The 17,290-nt window shown below is 66.7% G+C and carries 15 protein-coding genes; 4 read left to right on the top strand and 11 right to left on the bottom strand.

The window, feature by feature from the left end; genetic code table 11:
• On the bottom strand, positions 1-880 hold an 880-nt coding region (locus tag J7024_RS32835), incomplete at its 3' end, for an FAD-dependent oxidoreductase (RefSeq protein ID WP_234745838.1).
• 82 nt (positions 881-962) lie between these two features.
• Positions 963-1,799: an SDR family oxidoreductase gene (locus tag J7024_RS32830; RefSeq protein WP_268838662.1), complete on the bottom strand. Its 837-nt coding sequence runs from the start codon at positions 1,797-1,799 to the stop codon at positions 963-965.
• 184 nt (positions 1,800-1,983) lie between these two features.
• On the opposite strand from J7024_RS32830, the gene J7024_RS32825 reads away from it, so the two are divergent.
• The 3 genes from J7024_RS32825 (at position 1,984) to J7024_RS32815 (ending at position 6,822) form a co-directional block, all read left to right on the top strand.
• Complete coding sequence (locus J7024_RS32825) at positions 1,984-2,880, top strand: helix-turn-helix domain-containing protein (protein WP_124897261.1); 897 nt, start codon at positions 1,984-1,986, stop codon at positions 2,878-2,880.
• A gap of 283 nt (positions 2,881-3,163) precedes the next feature.
• Positions 3,164-5,590: a membrane-bound PQQ-dependent dehydrogenase, glucose/quinate/shikimate family gene (locus tag J7024_RS32820; RefSeq protein WP_124897260.1), complete on the top strand. Its 2,427-nt coding sequence runs from the start codon at positions 3,164-3,166 to the stop codon at positions 5,588-5,590.
• A gap of 179 nt (positions 5,591-5,769) precedes the next feature.
• Entirely contained in the window at positions 5,770-6,822 is a 1,053-nt protein-coding gene (locus tag J7024_RS32815) for a porin (protein WP_234745837.1), read from the top strand.
• A 135-nt stretch (positions 6,823-6,957) separates the two neighbouring features.
• Here the strand turns inward: J7024_RS32815 and J7024_RS32810 are convergent, their stop codons facing one another.
• The 5 genes from J7024_RS32810 to J7024_RS32790 are packed head-to-tail and all read right to left on the bottom strand — an operon-like array spanning position 6,958 to position 11,830.
• The gene (locus J7024_RS32810; protein ID WP_124897258.1) at positions 6,958-7,968 is read right to left on the bottom strand and encodes a Gfo/Idh/MocA family protein; all 1,011 of its coding nucleotides are present in this window, start codon (positions 7,966-7,968) and stop codon (positions 6,958-6,960) included.
• A gap of 50 nt (positions 7,969-8,018) precedes the next feature.
• Entirely contained in the window at positions 8,019-8,870 is an 852-nt protein-coding gene (locus J7024_RS32805; protein ID WP_124897257.1) for an amidohydrolase family protein, read from the bottom strand.
• Between the two features lie 14 nt (positions 8,871-8,884).
• Complete coding sequence (locus J7024_RS32800; RefSeq protein WP_124897256.1) at positions 8,885-9,724, bottom strand: sugar phosphate isomerase/epimerase family protein; 840 nt, start codon at positions 9,722-9,724, stop codon at positions 8,885-8,887.
• Entirely contained in the window at positions 9,721-10,461 is a 741-nt protein-coding gene (locus J7024_RS32795) for an SDR family NAD(P)-dependent oxidoreductase (protein WP_124897255.1), read from the bottom strand. Before J7024_RS32795 ends, J7024_RS32800 begins: the two co-directional genes overlap by 4 nt.
• A 22-nt stretch (positions 10,462-10,483) precedes the next feature.
• Positions 10,484-11,830 (bottom strand): MFS transporter, encoded by a 1,347-nt coding sequence (locus tag J7024_RS32790; protein ID WP_124897254.1) that lies wholly within the window; start codon positions 11,828-11,830, stop codon positions 10,484-10,486.
• 175 nt (positions 11,831-12,005) lie between these two features.
• Here J7024_RS32790 and J7024_RS32785 point away from each other — a divergent pair, with 175 nt between their 5' ends.
• Entirely contained in the window at positions 12,006-12,938 is a 933-nt protein-coding gene (locus tag J7024_RS32785; RefSeq protein WP_124897253.1) for a LysR family transcriptional regulator, read from the top strand.
• A gap of 57 nt (positions 12,939-12,995) precedes the next feature.
• Here the strand turns inward: J7024_RS32785 and J7024_RS32780 are convergent, their stop codons facing one another.
• The 4 genes from J7024_RS32780 to J7024_RS32765 all read right to left on the bottom strand — a co-directional run bounded on the left by J7024_RS32780 (position 12,996) and on the right by J7024_RS32765 (position 17,251).
• Positions 12,996-14,243, bottom strand: coding sequence for an enolase C-terminal domain-like protein (locus J7024_RS32780; protein ID WP_124897252.1), 1,248 nt, complete (start codon positions 14,241-14,243; stop codon positions 12,996-12,998).
• A gap of 46 nt (positions 14,244-14,289) precedes the next feature.
• Positions 14,290-15,582, bottom strand: a complete 1,293-nt coding sequence (locus J7024_RS32775) for an MFS transporter (RefSeq protein ID WP_124897251.1) — start codon at positions 15,580-15,582, stop codon at positions 14,290-14,292.
• A gap of 83 nt (positions 15,583-15,665) precedes the next feature.
• The gene (locus J7024_RS32770) at positions 15,666-16,433 is read right to left on the bottom strand and encodes an SDR family oxidoreductase (protein ID WP_124897250.1); all 768 of its coding nucleotides are present in this window, start codon (positions 16,431-16,433) and stop codon (positions 15,666-15,668) included.
• Between the two features lie 98 nt (positions 16,434-16,531).
• Positions 16,532-17,251: a FadR/GntR family transcriptional regulator gene (locus tag J7024_RS32765; RefSeq protein ID WP_124897249.1), complete on the bottom strand. Its 720-nt coding sequence runs from the start codon at positions 17,249-17,251 to the stop codon at positions 16,532-16,534.
• Positions 17,252-17,290: the final 39 nt, after the last annotated feature.

Below are 17,290 nucleotides of genomic sequence, written 5' to 3'. Positions count from 1 at the left end.
CGCCGCGTGCAACATGCGGATACGCACGCGCGATGCGCGCGACGTCGTGCGAGAAGCCGCCGCTGGCCAGCATCACCGCGCGCCGCGCCGTGATGCGATACCTGGCGCCGTCGCTTTCGACTGCCGCGCCGACGACGCGCCCGTCGTTCACGACGAGCTCGCGCGCCGCGGTATGCGTGAGAACCGGAATGCCGAGATCCAGTGCCGACTTCGCGAGCCGCGCCGCGAGCGCGTTGCCGCTCGTGATCTGCACGCCGCGCCGATACAGCGCGAGATCCTTCAGGTGCGAAACCAGCCGCTTCGTCACGTACCACGCCGATTTCAGCGACCGCGTCGCATTGAAGAAATGCTTGAGATCCGCGTTGGACGAATTGAACATCATTCCAATGAACGTGATGGTCTTCAGCGGCGGACGCAGACGCTCGAGATCGCGCCCGAGCCGGCGCGCGTCGTAAGGGGCGGCCACCACCGAGCGGCCAATGTCGACGCCGCCCGGCTGGTCCGGGTGATAGTCGGGATAGAGCGTCGGCACGAATTTCACTTCCGTTTCGCACTCGAAGAATTCGAGCATCCGCGGACCGTGCTCGAGAAACGCCTCGATCGCATCGTCGTCATGGAACGCACCGGTTTCGCCGCGCAGATAGGCGCGCGCGGCCTCCCGCGTGTCGTGCACGCCATTCGCCGCGGCATGGGGGTTGCCGGGAATCCACAGCACGCCGCCGGAAAAAGCCGTCGTGCCGCCAAAGCAGCCTTCCTTCTCGACGACGATCACGTCGAGTCCGGCCTTGCGTGCGGTGATGGCGGTGGACAGGCCGCCCGCTCCCGCTCCGATCACGAGCAGGTCGCACGTGAGATCCTTCGAACGCCGCTGGTCGCTCATCGCGTTCTCCTCCAGTGATAGGGCTGCGCCGCGGCGTCGCTCGACTGGCGACGGTTCGCGCGGCACGAGCCAGGTCGTTGAATTACTTCGTGGCGGCGCCGGCTTCATAGCCCGGACGCGGCACCAGATCCATCAGCATCGCGTCAAGGCCCCCGTCGACGACGAGCTCCGCGCCGTTCACGTACGCCGCGCGCGGGCTCGCGAGAAACGCGACGACGTTCGCGATGTCGTCGGGGCGGCCGATGCGCCGGCTGGCCGTCATCGCGCTGCGGCGCGCTTCGATGTCGCCGTTCGCGTAGAAGGACTCGGACAACGGCGTGCGGATCATGCCGGGGCACACGGTATTGCTGCGCACGCCGCGCGGCCCCCACTCGGCAGCCAGTTGCCGCGCCAGCATCGCAACGGCCGCCTTGCTGGCGCTGTAGGCGCCGCTATGGGTCTGCGGGTAGCGCGCCGCGATGGACGCGACATGCACCAGCGAGCCCGAGCCGCGTGCGAGCATCGCGCGTCCGAACGTCTGCGAACACAGCATGTAACCCGTCAGATTGACCCTCAGCATCGCGTTCCAGGCGTCGAGATCGATGGTTTCGATGCCGCCGGCACGCAACAGGCCCGCGTTGTTGACGAGCACGTCCGCGGGGCCGAGGTCGCGCTGCACGCGTTCGGCCGCGTGGGCGACGCTGGCCGGATCGCCGATGTCGCACGCGATCGCGACGACGTCGGCGCCGCCGGCACGCAACTGCTCGGCCAGTGCGATCGTCTTGTCCGCATCGAGGTCGAGCAACGCGACGCGCGCGCCGGCCGCGACGAACGCCTGGGCGATCGACGCGCCGATGCCGCCGGCCGCGCCCGTCACGACACACGCGTTGCCGTCGAGCTGCAGCCAGTTCGGTTGACGATCGTTTGCCTCGGAAATCATGTTAGTTGTCCTTCTGATCCAGTTGTGTCATGTTCCATTGAATACCGAACGGATCGTTCGATCTCGGCCTCGATACGTGATGCGCACGCCGCGCCGTTGGGAAAAGTATAGAAGTGCGACGCCGGCGAAAACTGGACAAACGCCGCAAGCAGCAGGACAATTTGTACACCGGAGGCGAGACGGCATGAGGAGAATCCCTAACTACGACCTGTACGGCGAATCGGCCCGCCCGCCTTGGTACGACGCGTTCAACTTCGAATGGATACACGAGCGCAGCCGGCCCAACGACTGGCATATCGCCGCGCATCGCCACGATGCGCTATTGCAGATTTTGTACATTCGCAGCGGAACTGGGCACGTCGTGATCGAAAGCGACAAGCTGCCGTTCGTGCCGCCCTGCCTCGTGCTGCTCCCCGCGCAAACCGTGCATGCGTTCGAGTTCTCGCCACAGATCGACGGCCTCGTGATCACCGTCGCGCAACGGGCGCCCGATGCGCTGCTGAAGGTGGTCGCACCCAACGTGCTGCCGGTGCTGCAACGCGCCGCGGTGATTCCGGTCAAGGGGCCGGACGCGAGCGGGTCGATGCTGATGCCGTTGTTCACGCTGCTCGAACAGGAATTTCGCGGCTCGTCCCGCGGCCGCGGCGCGGCGGGGATGGCGCTGCTGGTTGCATTGCTCGTTCATATCGCGCGGTTGAGCGATCTCGCGGCGGCCCCGTCGCATACGGGCACCGATCGGCGTGGCACGCTGCTGCGACGCTTTCGCGAACTGATCGCTACGCATTTTCGCGAGCACCAGCCGGTGGAGTTCTACGCCGCGCGGCTCGGCGTGACCGCCGCGCAGCTCGCGCGCATGTGCCGCGAAGAACTCGGCATCTCGACCACGGCCGTCATCAACGAGCACGTGATTCGCGAAGCGCAGCGCGACCTCGTCTACTCGAACCTGAGCGTGAAGCAGATCGCGCACGAGACGGGCTTCGCCGACAGCGCGTACTTCAGCCGCTACTTCCGCAAGCAGACCGGGATGACGCCCGGCGAATTCCGCGAGTCCGCCCATCGCGACCTGATGCTGGGGCCCTAGCGAACGGTCGGCGGCGCGTGCCATTGGCAGCGTTGCCGAGCCGGCACCGTCCTCGCGTCAGATAGTTAAAACATGAAGCAATTCCTCGATTAGTATAAAATGCACTATTTGGTTAATTTCCAGAACTAACTCGACGTCGGCAAAATGAAGGTTAGCCTCCGGAGCCTGTGAGGGCATGCGTGCAACGCCGCATGTCGCTCCGGGGTGCATGCATGGCCGCAATCCCGTTCCGTGCGCTTCTCGCCTTCGCTCCCTGCCCGGCGCAAACCGAGAGAAGACAACCATGTCAATCCAATCACATCCGAAGCCCGTTCACGGTGCGGCCCGAATCGGGTTTGCCGTCGCCGGACTGGCCTGCGTGCTTCTAGGGGTCTATTTCGCGATCGGCGGCGGCATGCTCATCGCACGCGGCGGCAGCTGGTATTACCTGCTGGCCGGACTCGCCTTGTGCGCGACCGGCGTCCAGCTCGCGCGGCGCCGCTCCAGTGCGGTCGCGATCTACCTCGCGATGCTGATCGCCACCGCGCTGTGGGCCGTGTGGGAAGTCGGCTTCGACTTCTGGCCGCTCAACACGCGGATCTTCATGTTCTCGATGATCGGCATGCTGCTCGCGGCGGCGTGGCCGCTGATGCGCCGAGCCGAAGGCAAAGCGCCCGCCCGCGGCGCGGCGTGGGGCATCGCCGCCGTGCTGCTCGCGTGCAACGGCGCGTTCGTCTACGGCATGTTCGTGCCGCACGGCACGTTCGGCACCGAAGCGCCGCTCCCGGCAGCCGGCAACGCCGGCACCGACGACTGGACCGCTTACGGCCACTCGGCCGGCGGCGACCGCTTCGCGGGCGCCGCGCAGATCAATCGCGACACCGTGAAGAATCTGCAGGTCGCGTGGACGTTCCACACCGGCGACACGCCGCTCAGCCCGGACGGCGGCGGCTCGGAAGATCAGGAAACGCCGCTGCAGGTCGGCAAGACGCTGCTCCTGTGCTCGCCGCACAACACCGTGATCGCCGTGGATGCCGCGACGGGCACGGAAAAATGGCGCCACGCATTCCCGACCAAGACGACGGTCTGGGTGCGCTGCCGCGGCCTCGCCTACTTCGACGCGGACAAGCCGCTCGTACAGCCGAGCGTCGCCGGATCGACGCCGGTGTCGCCGATCGCCGCGTCCGGTGATCCGGCCGTGTGCCGCCGCCGCATCTTCATGAACACGATCGATGCGAAGCTCGTCGCGCTCGATGCCGACACGGGCAAGCTGTGCGACGACTTCGGCGATCGCGGCACCATCGACCTGAAGGCCGGCCTCGGCAACGCGAAGAGCCCGCTGTACGAGCTCACGTCGCCGCCGACGGTGGCGGGCACCACCGTGGTCACGGGCGGCCGCGTGGCCGACAACGTATCGCTCGACATGCCCGGCGGCGTGATCCGCGGCTTCGACGTGATGACCGGCAAGATGAAGTGGGCGTTCGATCCGGGCAACCCGGACGATCACGCCGCGCCGGCCCCGGGCAAGCGCTTCACGCGCTCGACGCCGAACGTGTGGGCGCCGATGACCTACGACGCGACGTCGAACACGGTCTACATGCCGGTCGGCAACGCGGCGATCGACCTGTGGGGCGTCAAGCGCACCCCGCTCGACGAGAAGTACGGCGCGTCGATCCTCGCGCTCGACGCGACGACGGGTGCGGAGAAGTGGCACTTCCAGACCGTGCATCACGACCTGTGGGACTACGACGTGCCGATGCAGCCGACGTTGATCGACTTCCCGATGGAAGACGGCAAGCACGTGCCGGCGCTGATCGTCGGCACCAAGATGGGCCAGCTGTTCGTGCTCGATCGCGCGACCGGCAAGCCGCTGACGAAGGTCGTCGAACATCCGGTCAAGACCGCATCGATTCCGAACGAGCCGTATTCGAAGACGCAGCCGCTGTCGGTCGGCATGCCGCAGATCGGCGCCGAAGTGCTGAAGGATTCGGACATGTGGGGCGTCACGCCGATCGACCAGCTGATGTGCCGCGTGATCTTCCGCGGGATGCGCTACGACGGCCTATTCACCGCGCCTGACACCGATCGCTCGCTCAGCTTCCCCGGCTCGCTCGGCGGGATGAACTGGGGTGGCCTCTCGTACGATCCGAACGCCGGCGTGATCTACGTGAACGACATGCGGCTGGGCCTCTGGGTCCATCTGGAGAAGGAGAAGAACCGCACCGGCACGTCCGACGGCAACGAATCGGTGAATGCGGGCATGGGCGCGGTGCCGCTCGGCGGCACGCCGTACTCGGTGCTGAAGGATCGCTTCTTCTCGCCGCTCGGGATCCCGTGCCAGAAGCCGCCGTTCGGCAGCCTCACCGCGGTCGACCTGAAGACGCGCAGCATCGCATGGCAGGTGCCGCTCGGCACGGTGAAGGACACGCGCCTCTACGGCGTGCAGATGCACATGCCGTCACCGATCGGCATGCCCACCATCGGCGGGTCGCTCGCGACCGGCGGCGGTCTCGTGTTCTTCGCGGCGACGCAGGACTACTATCTGCGCGCGTTCGACAGCTCGACGGGCAAGGAGCTGTGGAAGGCACGCTTGCCGGTGGGCAGCCAGGGCACGCCGATGAGCTACACGATCGACGGCAAGCAGTACATCGTCATCTCGGCGGGCGGTGCGCGCCAGTCGCCCGATCGCGGCGACTACGTGATCGCCTACGCCCTGCCCGACAACAAGTAAGCGTCCGATTCGACCGGACCGTGCGCGGTGTGGCGCGGCGAAAGTTGCCGCGCCACACCGCATCCGGCACGTCACCCGCTGCTGCTGCGGCACTCACGCCTTTCCCGATGAGTCATTCCTGTCCCGCCTCCCGTCCCGATTGCCACGACGTCGCGTCGGGAAACGGCCGAACGCGCCGAGTGCGCCGGCCACGCAGGCCGATCGCCGGCATCCGCTTCGCCGTGCGTATCGGTGCGACCGCAACGATCGTGGCCGCGCATGCGTCGCCGGCCCACGCGCAAGGCAGCGTGACGCTGTACGGTGCGATCGACACGAGCATCGAGCTCACGAATCCGGGCGCGGGCTACGTCGCGCGGATGGATTCCGGCGCGTATCGCGGCTCGCGCATCGGCGTTCGCGGCGCCGAGGATATCGGCAACGGCGTCAAGATCCTGTTCGACCTCGAGAACGGCTTCGGCTCGACGGACGGCACCCAGGCCGTCGCCAATACGGTGTTCAATCGCCAGGCATGGGTCGGCGTGAGTTCGCGCTACGGCACGGTGCGGGTCGGCCGCCAGTATTCGCCGATCTACATCCCGTTCAAGGGGCAACTCGATGCGTTCGGCGCCGGCACGATCGCGTCGGGGCTCGACAACCTGTCGAAAATCACGCCGTACGAAAGCAACGCGATCACGTATCTTTCGCCGGAAGTCCATGGCTTCTCGACCACGATCATGGCGCCGTTGCGCGACGCAACGGACGGCGACGGCAACGGCCTCGCGGGACACATCGAGACGTTCTCGTGGCACGACGGCCCGCTGCGCGTTTCGTACGCGCATCAGCAAACCCACGGCAGCGGCGCGCTGCGCGCCAACCTCGGCGGCGTGTCCTACGCATTCGGCCCGGTGACCGGCTTCCTGTCGTATTTCAACGGCGACGGCGGAACGCCCCGATATCACAACGACGGCGTGTCGGCTTCGGCGCGCTACGCGGTGAATGCGCGTTTTCGCACGTCGCTGGGCTACACGTGGCTGCGCGACCGCTCGGGCGGCGACAACGACGTCGACCAGTTCAGCGCCGCGTGCGAATACGACGTGTCGAAGCGGATCCTGCTCTATGCGAGCGCCGCGTGGCTGCGTAACCGCGCTCAGGCATCGTTCACGCTGAAGGGCGTGAACGTGACCGGCCTCGCGCCGTCGTGGCCGGGTGCGCCGGTGAGAGGCATCCAGTTCGGGATGATCGATCGTTTCTAGACGACGAAGGCAGCAAAACCCGGCCAATCGCGTGCGATTTCGTTCCCGCCGGGCGACTGCTTCGCCGCATCTTCTCGCGCGTCGAGTCGCCCGCTTCGCCTGCGTCCCTTCCCCCTCACCTGGCGTGAACCCGCGCTAAACGCTTTCCCACGCCCCCGAACGGATGCTGCGCGCGATCGCCTCGAGCGTGGCGATCGTATCGACCGACTCCGCTTCGGTGCTACCGTTCCACTGCTCGCGTCCGGCACGCACCGCGCGCACGAAGCACTCGGTTTCGGCGAGAAAACCGCTGCCGCCCGGCAGCGCGATGGTTTCCCGTGGCGTCGTCGACGGCACGCCGCGACGCAGATGAATCTCCGGCGGCCCGGCTTCCGGCGGACTGTTGAGGAAGGTCGTCTCCAGGATGCCGTCCGTCCCCGCGATCAGCGCCTGGCGATGAAACGCCGTGTTGAAGCTGCACGCGATCTGACCCAGCACGCCGTTCGCGAATTCGAGGTTCGCCGTCACGGTGAGATCAACCTTCGTTTCCGACCAGCGCGCCACGGCGCTGACGCGCACCGGCTTCTCGCCGGCCACCATCCGCACCATGTTCACCGCGTAACTGCCCGCGTCCAGCAACGCGCCGCCGCCGCGCTCGGGATCGAGCCGGATATTCGCGGTGTCGCCGAACTTGAAGCCGAAGCATGCAAAGACCGTCTGCACGCGCCCGATCGCGCCTTCGTCCAGGAGACGGCGCAATTCGAGCGTCTGCGGCTGCGCGCGATACGGGTACGCCTCGGCCAGGAACACGCCGTTACGGCGCGCGGCATCGAACATCGCGAGCGTCTCGGCCTTCGATACCGCGATGGGTTTTTCGCACAGCACGTGCTTGCCGGCATCGAGTGCCTTGATGACCCACTCCGCATGCAGCGTGTTCGGCAGCGGTACGTAGACGGCATCGATATCCGTATCGGCGAGCAATGCGTCGTACGAATCGTGCGAGCGCGGCACGCCAAGCTCGTTCGCGAACTGCCGGCCCTTTTCCCGGTCGCGGCTCGCGACGGCAATCACGTCGACGAGCGGCGAAGGCGCGACACCGGCGATGAACGTGCGCGCGATCCTGGCGGCGCCGAGCACGCCGAAACGCAAAGGTTGAATGGTTTCCATGATGTGTCGAACGAACAGGTTAATGGGGATACCCGGCGATGGCGCGGCGGTCAGGCGCTCGCGCCATGCGGCCGCGTGTCGAAACCGAACAGCCGCCGTGGCGTGTCCCACTGGATCTGCCGCCGGATCGCCGCGTCGGGCACGATCGCCTCGAACAGCGTCAGCAGCGGGCCATAGTCGAGCCGCTCGGGCGCACGCAGGAACGGCCAGTCCGAGCCCCACACGCAGTGCTCCGGCCCGAACGCCCGCAGCAGCGCGCGTGCATACGGCCAGGTATCCTCGTACGGATGCGGGCTGCCCGAATATTTCTGCCAGCCCGACAGCTTGACGCTCGCGTTGCCGCCGTCCGCTAGACGCAGCAACGCGTCGAAACCGGCCTGACCGATCCCGCCGTCGCTGTGCGGCCGTCCGCAGTGATCGATCACGAGCGCCGCGGGTTGCCGCGCGAGCCACGGGCCGAGTTCCGCCATCTGGTCGCCGGCCACCTGGATCTGCGCGATCATCCCGAGATCCGCGAGCAACGCGAACAGCGCGCCCGCGCCGGTCACGAGGTCGATGCCCTCCATCGCCGGATTGAACGCCACGCCGACCACGCCCGCGCGGCGCAGCGCGGCCAGTTCGGCGCGGCCGATGTCGTTGTCGACCACCGCCACGCCGCGAAAGCGCCCTTCATACGCCTGCAGCGCGTCGATCAGGCAGCGGTTGTCGGTCCGATAGCCGCTCGTCGGTCCGACCAGCAGCGCGTGGCGCACGCGATACGCGTCCATCACGCGGATGAACTGGGCCGCCGTGCCGATCTCCTGCCGCGCGGGCCGATACGGCGTGTCGTCGCGATACGGAAAGCGTGCGGGATCGAACACGTGGCAATGGCAGTCGATCTTGTCTTCGTCGAATACGGTCATCGTGCGGTTCCCGGTCAGGCGCCAGCCGGCGCGGCAACGCTCGCGCGCTCGACGACGCGCCGTGCGCCGCGACAGGCCAGCTCGACGCGTGCGTCGGGCGGCAGCGACGGCATCGGCATCTCGACGCTCAGCGGCACATTCGCCGGCAACGCGCGCAGCAACGCATCGAGCGGTAACGCGCCGTCGCCCGGCGCGAGCCGCGCGGTGCGCGCTTCGGCGATCGCGTCGTCGTCGCTGACCGGCTGTTCGGCCCGCGCGTCGCAAAGCTGCGCGAAGCCGATCAGTTCGCGCGGCAGTTGCGCGACGTCGTCCGGCGTACCGCCCGAGCGCGACAGATGGAGCGCGTCGATCACCACCGCGAGATTCGGCTGCGCCGCACGCTCGATCGCCGCGCGAGCCTGCGCGAGCGTGCCGACGTTGCGCCAGCGCATGAATTCCAGGTCGATCGACAATCCGAACGGCCTCGCGAAGCCCGCGAGCGCGGCGAGATTCGCGGCAAGGCGCGCGGCGTCGGGGTCGTCGCCCGATACGGTCACGCAGCGGGCGCCCAGCGCCGCGGCTGACTCGAACAACGGCAGGAACGACGCGGCGTCGAGATCCGGCACGACCGGGATGAACTCGACGTCGACGACCTCGACGCCTTCACCGGCCAGCACGTCGCGCAATTCGCGATGCGCGGCGCTGCCGGCGGCGAGCGGATAGGCGACGCCGCCCGGCATGGCCGGATGCAGGCGCAGCCCGACCCCGGCAAACCCTGCCTTTGCCGCGGCCCGCACCCACGCCACGGGCGCGTATTCGAGCACGGTCAGATGCGCCGCAGCAAGCGGGCGCGCGCGCTGTTCAGCGGGTTTCAATACGTGGCCCTCCCGCCCGTCAGGTCGAACGTGAAGCCCGTCGTGAAGCTGCACGCGGGGCTGACGACCCAGCTCGCCATGCGGCCGACCTCGTCGATCTGCAGGAAACGGCCCATCGGGATCTTCGCCTTGCTCGCGACGATGTGCTCGTCCGACATTTCGCGGAACAGCTCCGTCTCGACCATCGCCGGCGCGATGCAGTTGATCAGCACGTTGTCGTGCGCGAGTTCCTTCGCCGCGGCTTTCGTGAACGCGATCACGCCGGCCTTGGCCGCCGAATACGCGGAGATGAACTGCACGCCCTCCTTGCCCGCGATCGACGCGACGTTCAGGATCCGCCCGCCGCCGCGCTTGCGCATGTGCGGCACCGCCACGCGACACGTGTAGAACACGCTGTTCAGATCGACCTCCAGCACGCGCTGCCACATGTCGACCGGATATTCCCAGCTCGGCGAAACCGGCCCGTTGATACCCGCGTTGTTCACGAGAATGTCGACGTGGCCCAGCGCGGCGACGGTCGCGTCGAACGCGCGCGCCACCGCGTCGCAGGACGACACGTCCACCGCTTCGACGTGATCCGGCGCGAAGCCGAGCCGCGACGCGTCGCAACCGCCGACGTCGAGATCCCAGACCACGACGCGCGCGCCGTCCGCCTTGAGCTGCCGGGCGATGCCGAGCCCGATGCCGCGCGCGCCGCCGGTGACGATCGCGACCTTGCCGTCGAGAGTGTGACTCATGGAAAACATGTCCTTTGAAAGTTCAGATACGGAAGGATTCGCGGCCGGTCAGCTCGATCCGCCTGATGTCGCCGACCACGAACACGTACGAGAGCGCCCCGACCAGCGTGACGGCCGAAATGAACGCGAGTGCATACACGAACGAGCCAGTCGCGTTGACGATCAGCCCGATGACCAGCGGCGTGACGATGCCGGCCGCGTTCGCGAACAGGTTGAAGATGCCGCCGCTCAGACCGAGCAGGCCCTTCGGCGCAATATCGGAGACGATCATCCACGCGAGCGCCGACATCCCTTGCGCGAAGTACGCGACGCACAGAATCGCGATCACGGCCGCGGTCGAATCCACGTAGTTCGCGAGCACGATCGTCGAGGCCAGCAGCAACCCGGAGATCACCGGCAACTTGCGCGCCCAGTTCAGCGACACGCCGCGGCGCAGCATCGCGTCGGAGATCCAGCCGCCCGACAGCGTGCCCGCCGAAGCCGCGATGAACGGCAGCATCGCGACGATGCCGACCTTCAGCCACGGCATGTGGCGCTCGGTGACGAGATAGGTCGGAAACCAGGTCAGGAAGAACACGTTGGTCGAGTTGCACGCGAACTGGCCGATGCAGATGCCGAACATGCAGCGCCGGCGCAGCAGCGCGCCGACGTCGGACCAGCGAAAGCGCATCACGTCGCGGTTGCCGTCGACGACGCCGCCGCCGTTCGCGATATGGTCGAGTTCGGCACGGTTCGCGCGCTTCGACTGGTGCGGCTCGTGAAAGCGCAGCAGCCAGACGGCGCCGAACGCGATCCCCACCGCGCCGACGATGCCGAACAGCGCGCGCCATCCGTAGTGCTGGTCGATCCAGAACAGCAGCGGGCTGAGAAACGCCAGCCCGACATATTCGGCGAACGTGTAGACGCCCGTCGCGCGCGCCCGCTCGCTCTGCGGAAACCAGACCGCCACGACGCGGCTGTTCGTCGGGAAGCACGGCGCCTCGGCCGCGCCGATCAGCAGACGCATCACGAGCAGCGACACGAACCCGGTCGCAAGCCCCTGCAGCCCGGTGAAGAACGACCACAGCGTCAAGGCGAAGAAATAGGTCCAGCGCGTGCCGACACGATCCAGCAACAACCCGCCCGGGATCTGCGACGCCGTGTAGGTCCATGAGAATGCCGAGAAGATCACGCCCATCAGCGCCGGCGTCAGCCCGAGGTCGTGGCTCATGCCCGGTGCCGCGATGCCCGCGACGCTGCGGTCGAGATAGTTGATCATCGTGCCGATCGCGAGCAGCGCGAGGATGCCGAAGCGCGCGCGCGTGCGCACGGCGGCGGCGCTCTGGCTCGCGGCGGCGGCTGGCGCCTGGGACGTCCGGGTCGAGTTCATCGTGTCTCCATCATGTGTCTCATGGGGACGCCGGTTCCTGGAACTCGTTCCGGCCGGCGCCTTCCTCGATGGAGATACTAGGGAGTTGCCGCCGCGCTGTCGTATGCCGAGTTTCGGCTATCCTATAACTTTTGGTTAATAGCCCGGGCGCGACGCGCGGCGGCGGGGAAAGGACATGCGTTTCAAGCTGCGGCAAATGGAAGTGTTTCGCGCGGTGATGCTCACCGGGTCGATCAACGCGGCCGCGAAGATGCTGTACGTGTCGCAGCCGGCCATCAGCAAGCTCGTATCGCACACGGAAACGACGCTCGGCCTGCGTCTGTTCGAGCGCACGAAAGGCCGGCTGATTCCGACCGCGGAAGCGCAGGCGCTGTTTCGCGAGGTCGAGCAGGTCTACCAGTCGGCGCTGCGCGTCGACGAATTCGCGCGCGCGCTGGCGCTCGGGCCGGCCAGCCTGTTGCGCGTGTCGTGCAGCCCGTCGCTCGCCACGACGATCCTCGCGCCGGCGATCGTCGAGCTCAAACGCAAGCTGCCGGGGCTCCGGGTCGACTGGCACACGACGCTGATGGCCGAAATGCCGCTGGAAGTGCTCAGCAAGACCGTCGACGTCGCCGTGACGTCGATGCCGATCGAGCACGAGCATCTCGACGTCGTGCCGTTCATGCGCGGACGCATGGTGTGCGCGCTGCCGGCCGATCACCCGCTCGCGGCGCGGCCACGCATCGCGCTTGCCGATCTCGAGGCGGAACCGATGATCCTGTTCCGGCGCGACATTCCGTTCGGCACGGTGATCGTGCGCGCGTGTCAGCAGGCCGACGTCGAGCTCACGTCGGTCGTCGAGGTGACGCGCGCGGACCAGGCGCTCGCGCTGGTGCGCGGCGGGCTCGGGCTCGCCATCGTCGACGAGTTCGCCGCGCAAGGCGCCGATTGCGTGGTGCGCCCGCTCGTCGAGAACCTGGAAATGATCGCGACGTTCGTCTACTCGAAGTTCTCGCCGCCGGCGCGCAACGCGACGCTGCTCATGCAGTCCATCTACCGGCGTGCCGAGCAACTGGAGCGGCAGATCGGCAGCCCGCCGTTCGAAGCGGTGCGCGCGGCAAGGCGCTGATCGGGAGGCCGCTGCGCGCGAGACGCGGCATCGAAACCCGCAGCGCGCAATGCTGCGTCACGGCGTCTGCAGCGTCCCGTCCTTCAGCCGCGTCTGCGTCCAGGTCGTCACCGTGTTTTCGCACGGATATTTCGCGGCCTCCGCTTCATCGATATCGACGCCCAGCCCCGGCTTGTCGTTCGCATACACGTAGCCGTTCCGGAATTCGGGAAGGCCCGGGAATACGTCGAGCAATGCCGCCCTCGGCCCCTTCAATTCCTGGATCACGAAATTGGGCGGCTCGGTGCCCGACCATTCCTGCACGCCGAAATTGCGCGACGCAAGATCGATATGGATGTTCGCCGCATGCGCCAGCGGCGACATGTCGCCGGGGCCGTGCCACGCCGTTCTCACGCCGAACTGCTCGGCGAAGATCTGCAGCTTCCGGCCGGCCGTGATGCCGCCGATCTGACTCAGGTGAACGCGGATGAAGTCGATCAGCCGCTCGGTGATCAGGAAGCGCCACTCGTACGGATTGTTGAAAAGCTCGCCTTGCGCGAGCGGCGTGCTCGTCTTCTCGCGCAACTGGCGGATCCATTCGCCCTCTTCCAGCGCGATCGCGTCTTCGAGAAAGAACAGTTCGAACGGTTCGAGTTCGCGCGCGAAGCGGATCGCGTCGACCGGCTTCAGGCGTTCATGGACGTCGTGGCATAGCTCGACGTCGAAGCCGATCTTGCTGCGGATGCCGTCGAACAGCTTCAGCGTGTCACGCATGTATTTCCGGCTGTCGAGATAGACGCCATCGGCCGCGCCGTGCGGTGCGCTCGCCGGCGCGGCGCCGTAGCCGTCGCCGCCGTAGCCGCCGCTCTGGCAGCGGATGTGCGTGATGCCCTGCTCGCGATACTTCTGGATGTTCTCGCACAGCTCGCTCAGGTCGCGGCCATCCGCATGCCGATAGACCGGCACGCCTTCGCGGCACTTGCCGCCGAACAGCTGATACAGCGGCATGTTCGCCATCTTGCCCTTGAGATCCCACAGCGCCATGTCGACGCCCGAAATCGCGTTGTTCTCGATCGGGCCGTTGCGCCAGTAAGCGTTCTGGTGCATCAATTGCCAGAGTTCCTCGATGGCCTCGGCATCGCGTCCGATCAGCAGCGGGCGCAAGTACGCCTCGATCACGCATTTGACCGCGACGTGCCGGTACGCGAACGTCGCGCAGCCGAGGCCGTACAAGCCGGGCTGGGCGGTCTCGATCTTGACGACGATCAGGTTGATGCCTTCCGGCGCGGTCAGGATGACCTTTACATCTGTAATCGGGGTGGTCATGGTTGATCTACCAAAATTCTGTCGATGAATCGAATGGGGCGCCGTGTCAGGTCCGGCGCAGCGAGACGGTCGCGTCCCCGGCCGGGCGCTGCTCCGAACGTGCCGGCACCGTGATCATCAGGATCACCGACAGCAGCAACGCAACCGCCATGAAGATGTAGGACACCGACGGGCTGCCGGTCGCGCCGTTCAGATAGCCGACGACCCACGATCCGAGGAATGCACCGAGTGCGCCGCTCGAATTGATGACGCCGATCGCGCCGCCGAGCACGTTGCTCGGAACGAGTTCCGGCACGAGCGCGAAGAACGGCCCGTACGGCGCGTACATCGTTGCGCCGGCCACGACGAGCAGCGTGAACGAGAGCCAGAAGTGCGACTCGCCGACCAGATAGGACCCCACGAGCGCAATCGTCCCCACCAGCAGCAGCGGCCAGACGAACAGCTTGCGGTTGCGCGTCCTGTCCGACAGCCACGATGCCAGCAGCATCAGGATGATCGCGGCGAGATACGGAACGGCGGCGAGCCAGCCCACCGACACGATGTCGATCGTCGCCGCTGATTTGAGAATCGACGGCAGCCACATGATGAAGCCGTAGACGCCGATGCTCCACAGCGCATGAATCGCGCAGCACTTCAGTACTACCGACGAACGGAAAGCAGCCTTGTAGTCGCGCACCGGTGCGATATGCGCCTGCTCGGCTTTCAGGCGCGCATCGAGTTCGGCCTTTTCGGCATCGGTCATCCATGGCGCGTCGGCCGGACGGTCCTTGACGGTGAACCACCAGACGACCGCCCATGCAAGCGCCGGCACGCCTTCGATGACGAACATCTCGCGCCATCCGAAGCTGTGGACCAGATAACCCGACACCACCGACATCCACAACACGGTCACCGGATTGCCGAGAATCAGGAACGTATTCGCGCGCGAGCGTTCGGTGCGCGTGAACCAGCGGCTGATATACATCAGCATCGACGGCATGACCGCCGCCTCGACCACGCCGAGCATGAAGCGCAGCACCATCAGCATCGGAATGTTGCTGACCATCCCGGTCGCCGCGGCGCACAGGCCCCACAGGATCAGGCTGAAGAAGATCAGCTTCTTCACGCTGTTGCGCTGCGCGTAGATCGCGCCCGGCACCTGGAACAGGCAATAGCCGAGGAAAAACAGCGAGCCGATCAGCGACGACATGCCGTGCGTGATGCCGAGATCCTTGTCGATCCCGGCCGCCGCCGCGAAACCGTAGTTGGCGCGATCGAGATACGCGAGGCTGTAGGTGATGAAGATGATCGGCATCAGATACCACCATCTTTGCGGTGCAACGGGTTGGGCGCTTTCCATGATGTCTCCGGATAGGTGTGGCGCGCGGGCGCCCTGATCGGGTTCGGGCAGCCTCGGGTACGGGTTTCGTTCGCGCGGCTCTTTTAAAGGACGGCCAGCCAGCCGCCGTCGACGTAGATGATCTGGCCGTTCACGTAGCTCGACGCCGCCGACGCGAGGTACACGGCCGTGCCGACGAGCTCCTCCGGCTTGCCCCAGCGTTGCGTCGGGTTGCTGTTCCTGACCCAGGCATCGAACGCCGCGTTCTCGACGAGCGGCTTGTTCATGTCGGTCAGGATGTAGCCCGGGCCGATCGCGTTCGCCTGGATGTTCGACGACGCCCATTCGGCGCTCATCGCGCGGGTCAGCATCTTGATTCCGCCCTTGGCCGCCGTGTATGCGCCGACCGTCGCGCGCGCGGCTTCGCTCGTGAGCGAGCCGATATTGACGATCTTGCCGCCCGTGCCGCGCGCAATCATGCGCCGCGCCGCCTGCCTCGCGACGATGAACGCGCTCGTCAGGTTGGTGTCGATCACGCGCTGCCAGTCGGCCAGCTCGAGCTCGACGAGCGGCTTGCGAAACTGGATGCCCGCGTTGTTGACGACGATGTCGATCTGCACGCCGGCGTCGTCCCATTGCTGGAACGCATCGGCGACGGCCTGCTCGTCCGTCACGTCGAACGCGCGGCCTTGCGCGTCGAACCCCTGGGCAGTGAGTCGAGCGACCGCGGCAGCCACCGTGTCGGGCTGCGTTCCGTTCAGCACGACGCTCGCGCCGGCCGTCGCGAGCCCTTCGGCCAGCGCGAAGCCGATACCGCGCGCCGAACCGGTGACGAGCGCCGTGCGGCCGCTCAGGTCGAATAGTGAAGTCATGCTCGTATCCTCTCGATGATCGAAAATCGGGCGCGAGTGCGCCCCTCGCGACCGTCGCCGGTCGCGATGAAGTCAATGCCGGATCTGCCGTTGGGGCGTCAGGCGCGTGTGCGGGTCGCTGTGCGGTTAAGCGCGGCGCGATCCTCGAAGTCCTGCTCGGCGCGCCGGATGAGCGTGAGCACCGCTTGTTCCGCGGCGGCCTCGTCGCCGTTTTCGATCGCGATGCACAGCGCTTCGTGCATCGGCAGCGACCGGGCCGGGCCGCCAGCGATCTCCGAACTGAGCTCGAAGCTGGTCTGCAGGATCGACGACAGCGCGTTCTGCATCTGCTGGACGAACTGGTTGTGGCAAGCAGTGAGGATCGCACCGTGAAACGCGAGATCCGCCGGCACATAGGCGCCGTCGCCCGCGACCGCGCGCGCCATCGCCCGGTACGCGCGCCGGATCGCGATGCGATCTTCGTCGGTCGCGCGCCGGGCGGCGAGCCTGGCGGCGTTCGGCTCGATGATCAGGCGCAGTTCCATCAGGTCCTGGATCAGCGCTTCATCGACCGTGCCCGCGCGGGCGCGCCAGGTAATCACGTCCGGATCGAACAACTGCCATTGCGAGCGCGGCAGCACGACCGTGCCATAGCGGCGGCGCACTTGCAGCATCCCTTTCGCGGACAGCGATTTGACCGTTTCGCGGATGGTGATGCGGCTGACTTGTAGTTGTTCGGCGAGTTCGTCCTCGGACGGGAGGACGTCGCCGGGCGCCAGTTGGCCCGAGCAGATCTGCTCGCCCATCTGGTTCAGTACCTGACGGTGTAGGGTCACCATGATTACCCTCTAGATCATACGTATGATGTAGAACGATAT

The organism is Burkholderia sp. WTPI3, from assembly GCF_021483755.1.
GTDB lineage: Bacteria > Pseudomonadota > Gammaproteobacteria > Burkholderiales > Burkholderiaceae > Burkholderia.
This window is presented reverse-complemented; position numbering and strand designations above follow the sequence as displayed.

Bases quoted from the DNA above. Each gene is read 5' to 3' on its own strand.
- J7024_RS32805 (WP_124897257.1), bottom strand. From the start codon at position 8,870: ATGACCGTATTCGACGAAGACAAGATCGACTGCCATTGCCACGTGTTC.
- J7024_RS32830 (WP_268838662.1), bottom strand. From the start codon at position 1,799: ATGATTTCCGAGGCAAACGATCGTCAACCGAACTGGCTGCAGCTCGAC.
- J7024_RS32790 (WP_124897254.1), bottom strand. From the start codon at position 11,830: ATGAACTCGACCCGGACGTCCCAGGCGCCAGCCGCCGCCGCGAGCCAG.
- J7024_RS32795 (WP_124897255.1), bottom strand. From the start codon at position 10,461: ATGAGTCACACTCTCGACGGCAAGGTCGCGATCGTCACCGGCGGCGCG.
- J7024_RS32765 (WP_124897249.1), bottom strand. From the start codon at position 17,251: ATGGTGACCCTACACCGTCAGGTACTGAACCAGATGGGCGAGCAGATC.
- J7024_RS32770 (WP_124897250.1), bottom strand. From the start codon at position 16,433: ATGACTTCACTATTCGACCTGAGCGGCCGCACGGCGCTCGTCACCGGT.
- J7024_RS32785 (WP_124897253.1), top strand. From the start codon at position 12,006: ATGCGTTTCAAGCTGCGGCAAATGGAAGTGTTTCGCGCGGTGATGCTC.
- J7024_RS32810 (WP_124897258.1), bottom strand. From the start codon at position 7,968: ATGGAAACCATTCAACCTTTGCGTTTCGGCGTGCTCGGCGCCGCCAGG.
- J7024_RS32820 (WP_124897260.1), top strand. From the start codon at position 3,164: ATGTCAATCCAATCACATCCGAAGCCCGTTCACGGTGCGGCCCGAATC.
- J7024_RS32825 (WP_124897261.1), top strand. From the start codon at position 1,984: ATGAGGAGAATCCCTAACTACGACCTGTACGGCGAATCGGCCCGCCCG.
- J7024_RS32775 (WP_124897251.1), bottom strand. From the start codon at position 15,582: ATGGAAAGCGCCCAACCCGTTGCACCGCAAAGATGGTGGTATCTGATG.
- J7024_RS32780 (WP_124897252.1), bottom strand. From the start codon at position 14,243: ATGACCACCCCGATTACAGATGTAAAGGTCATCCTGACCGCGCCGGAA.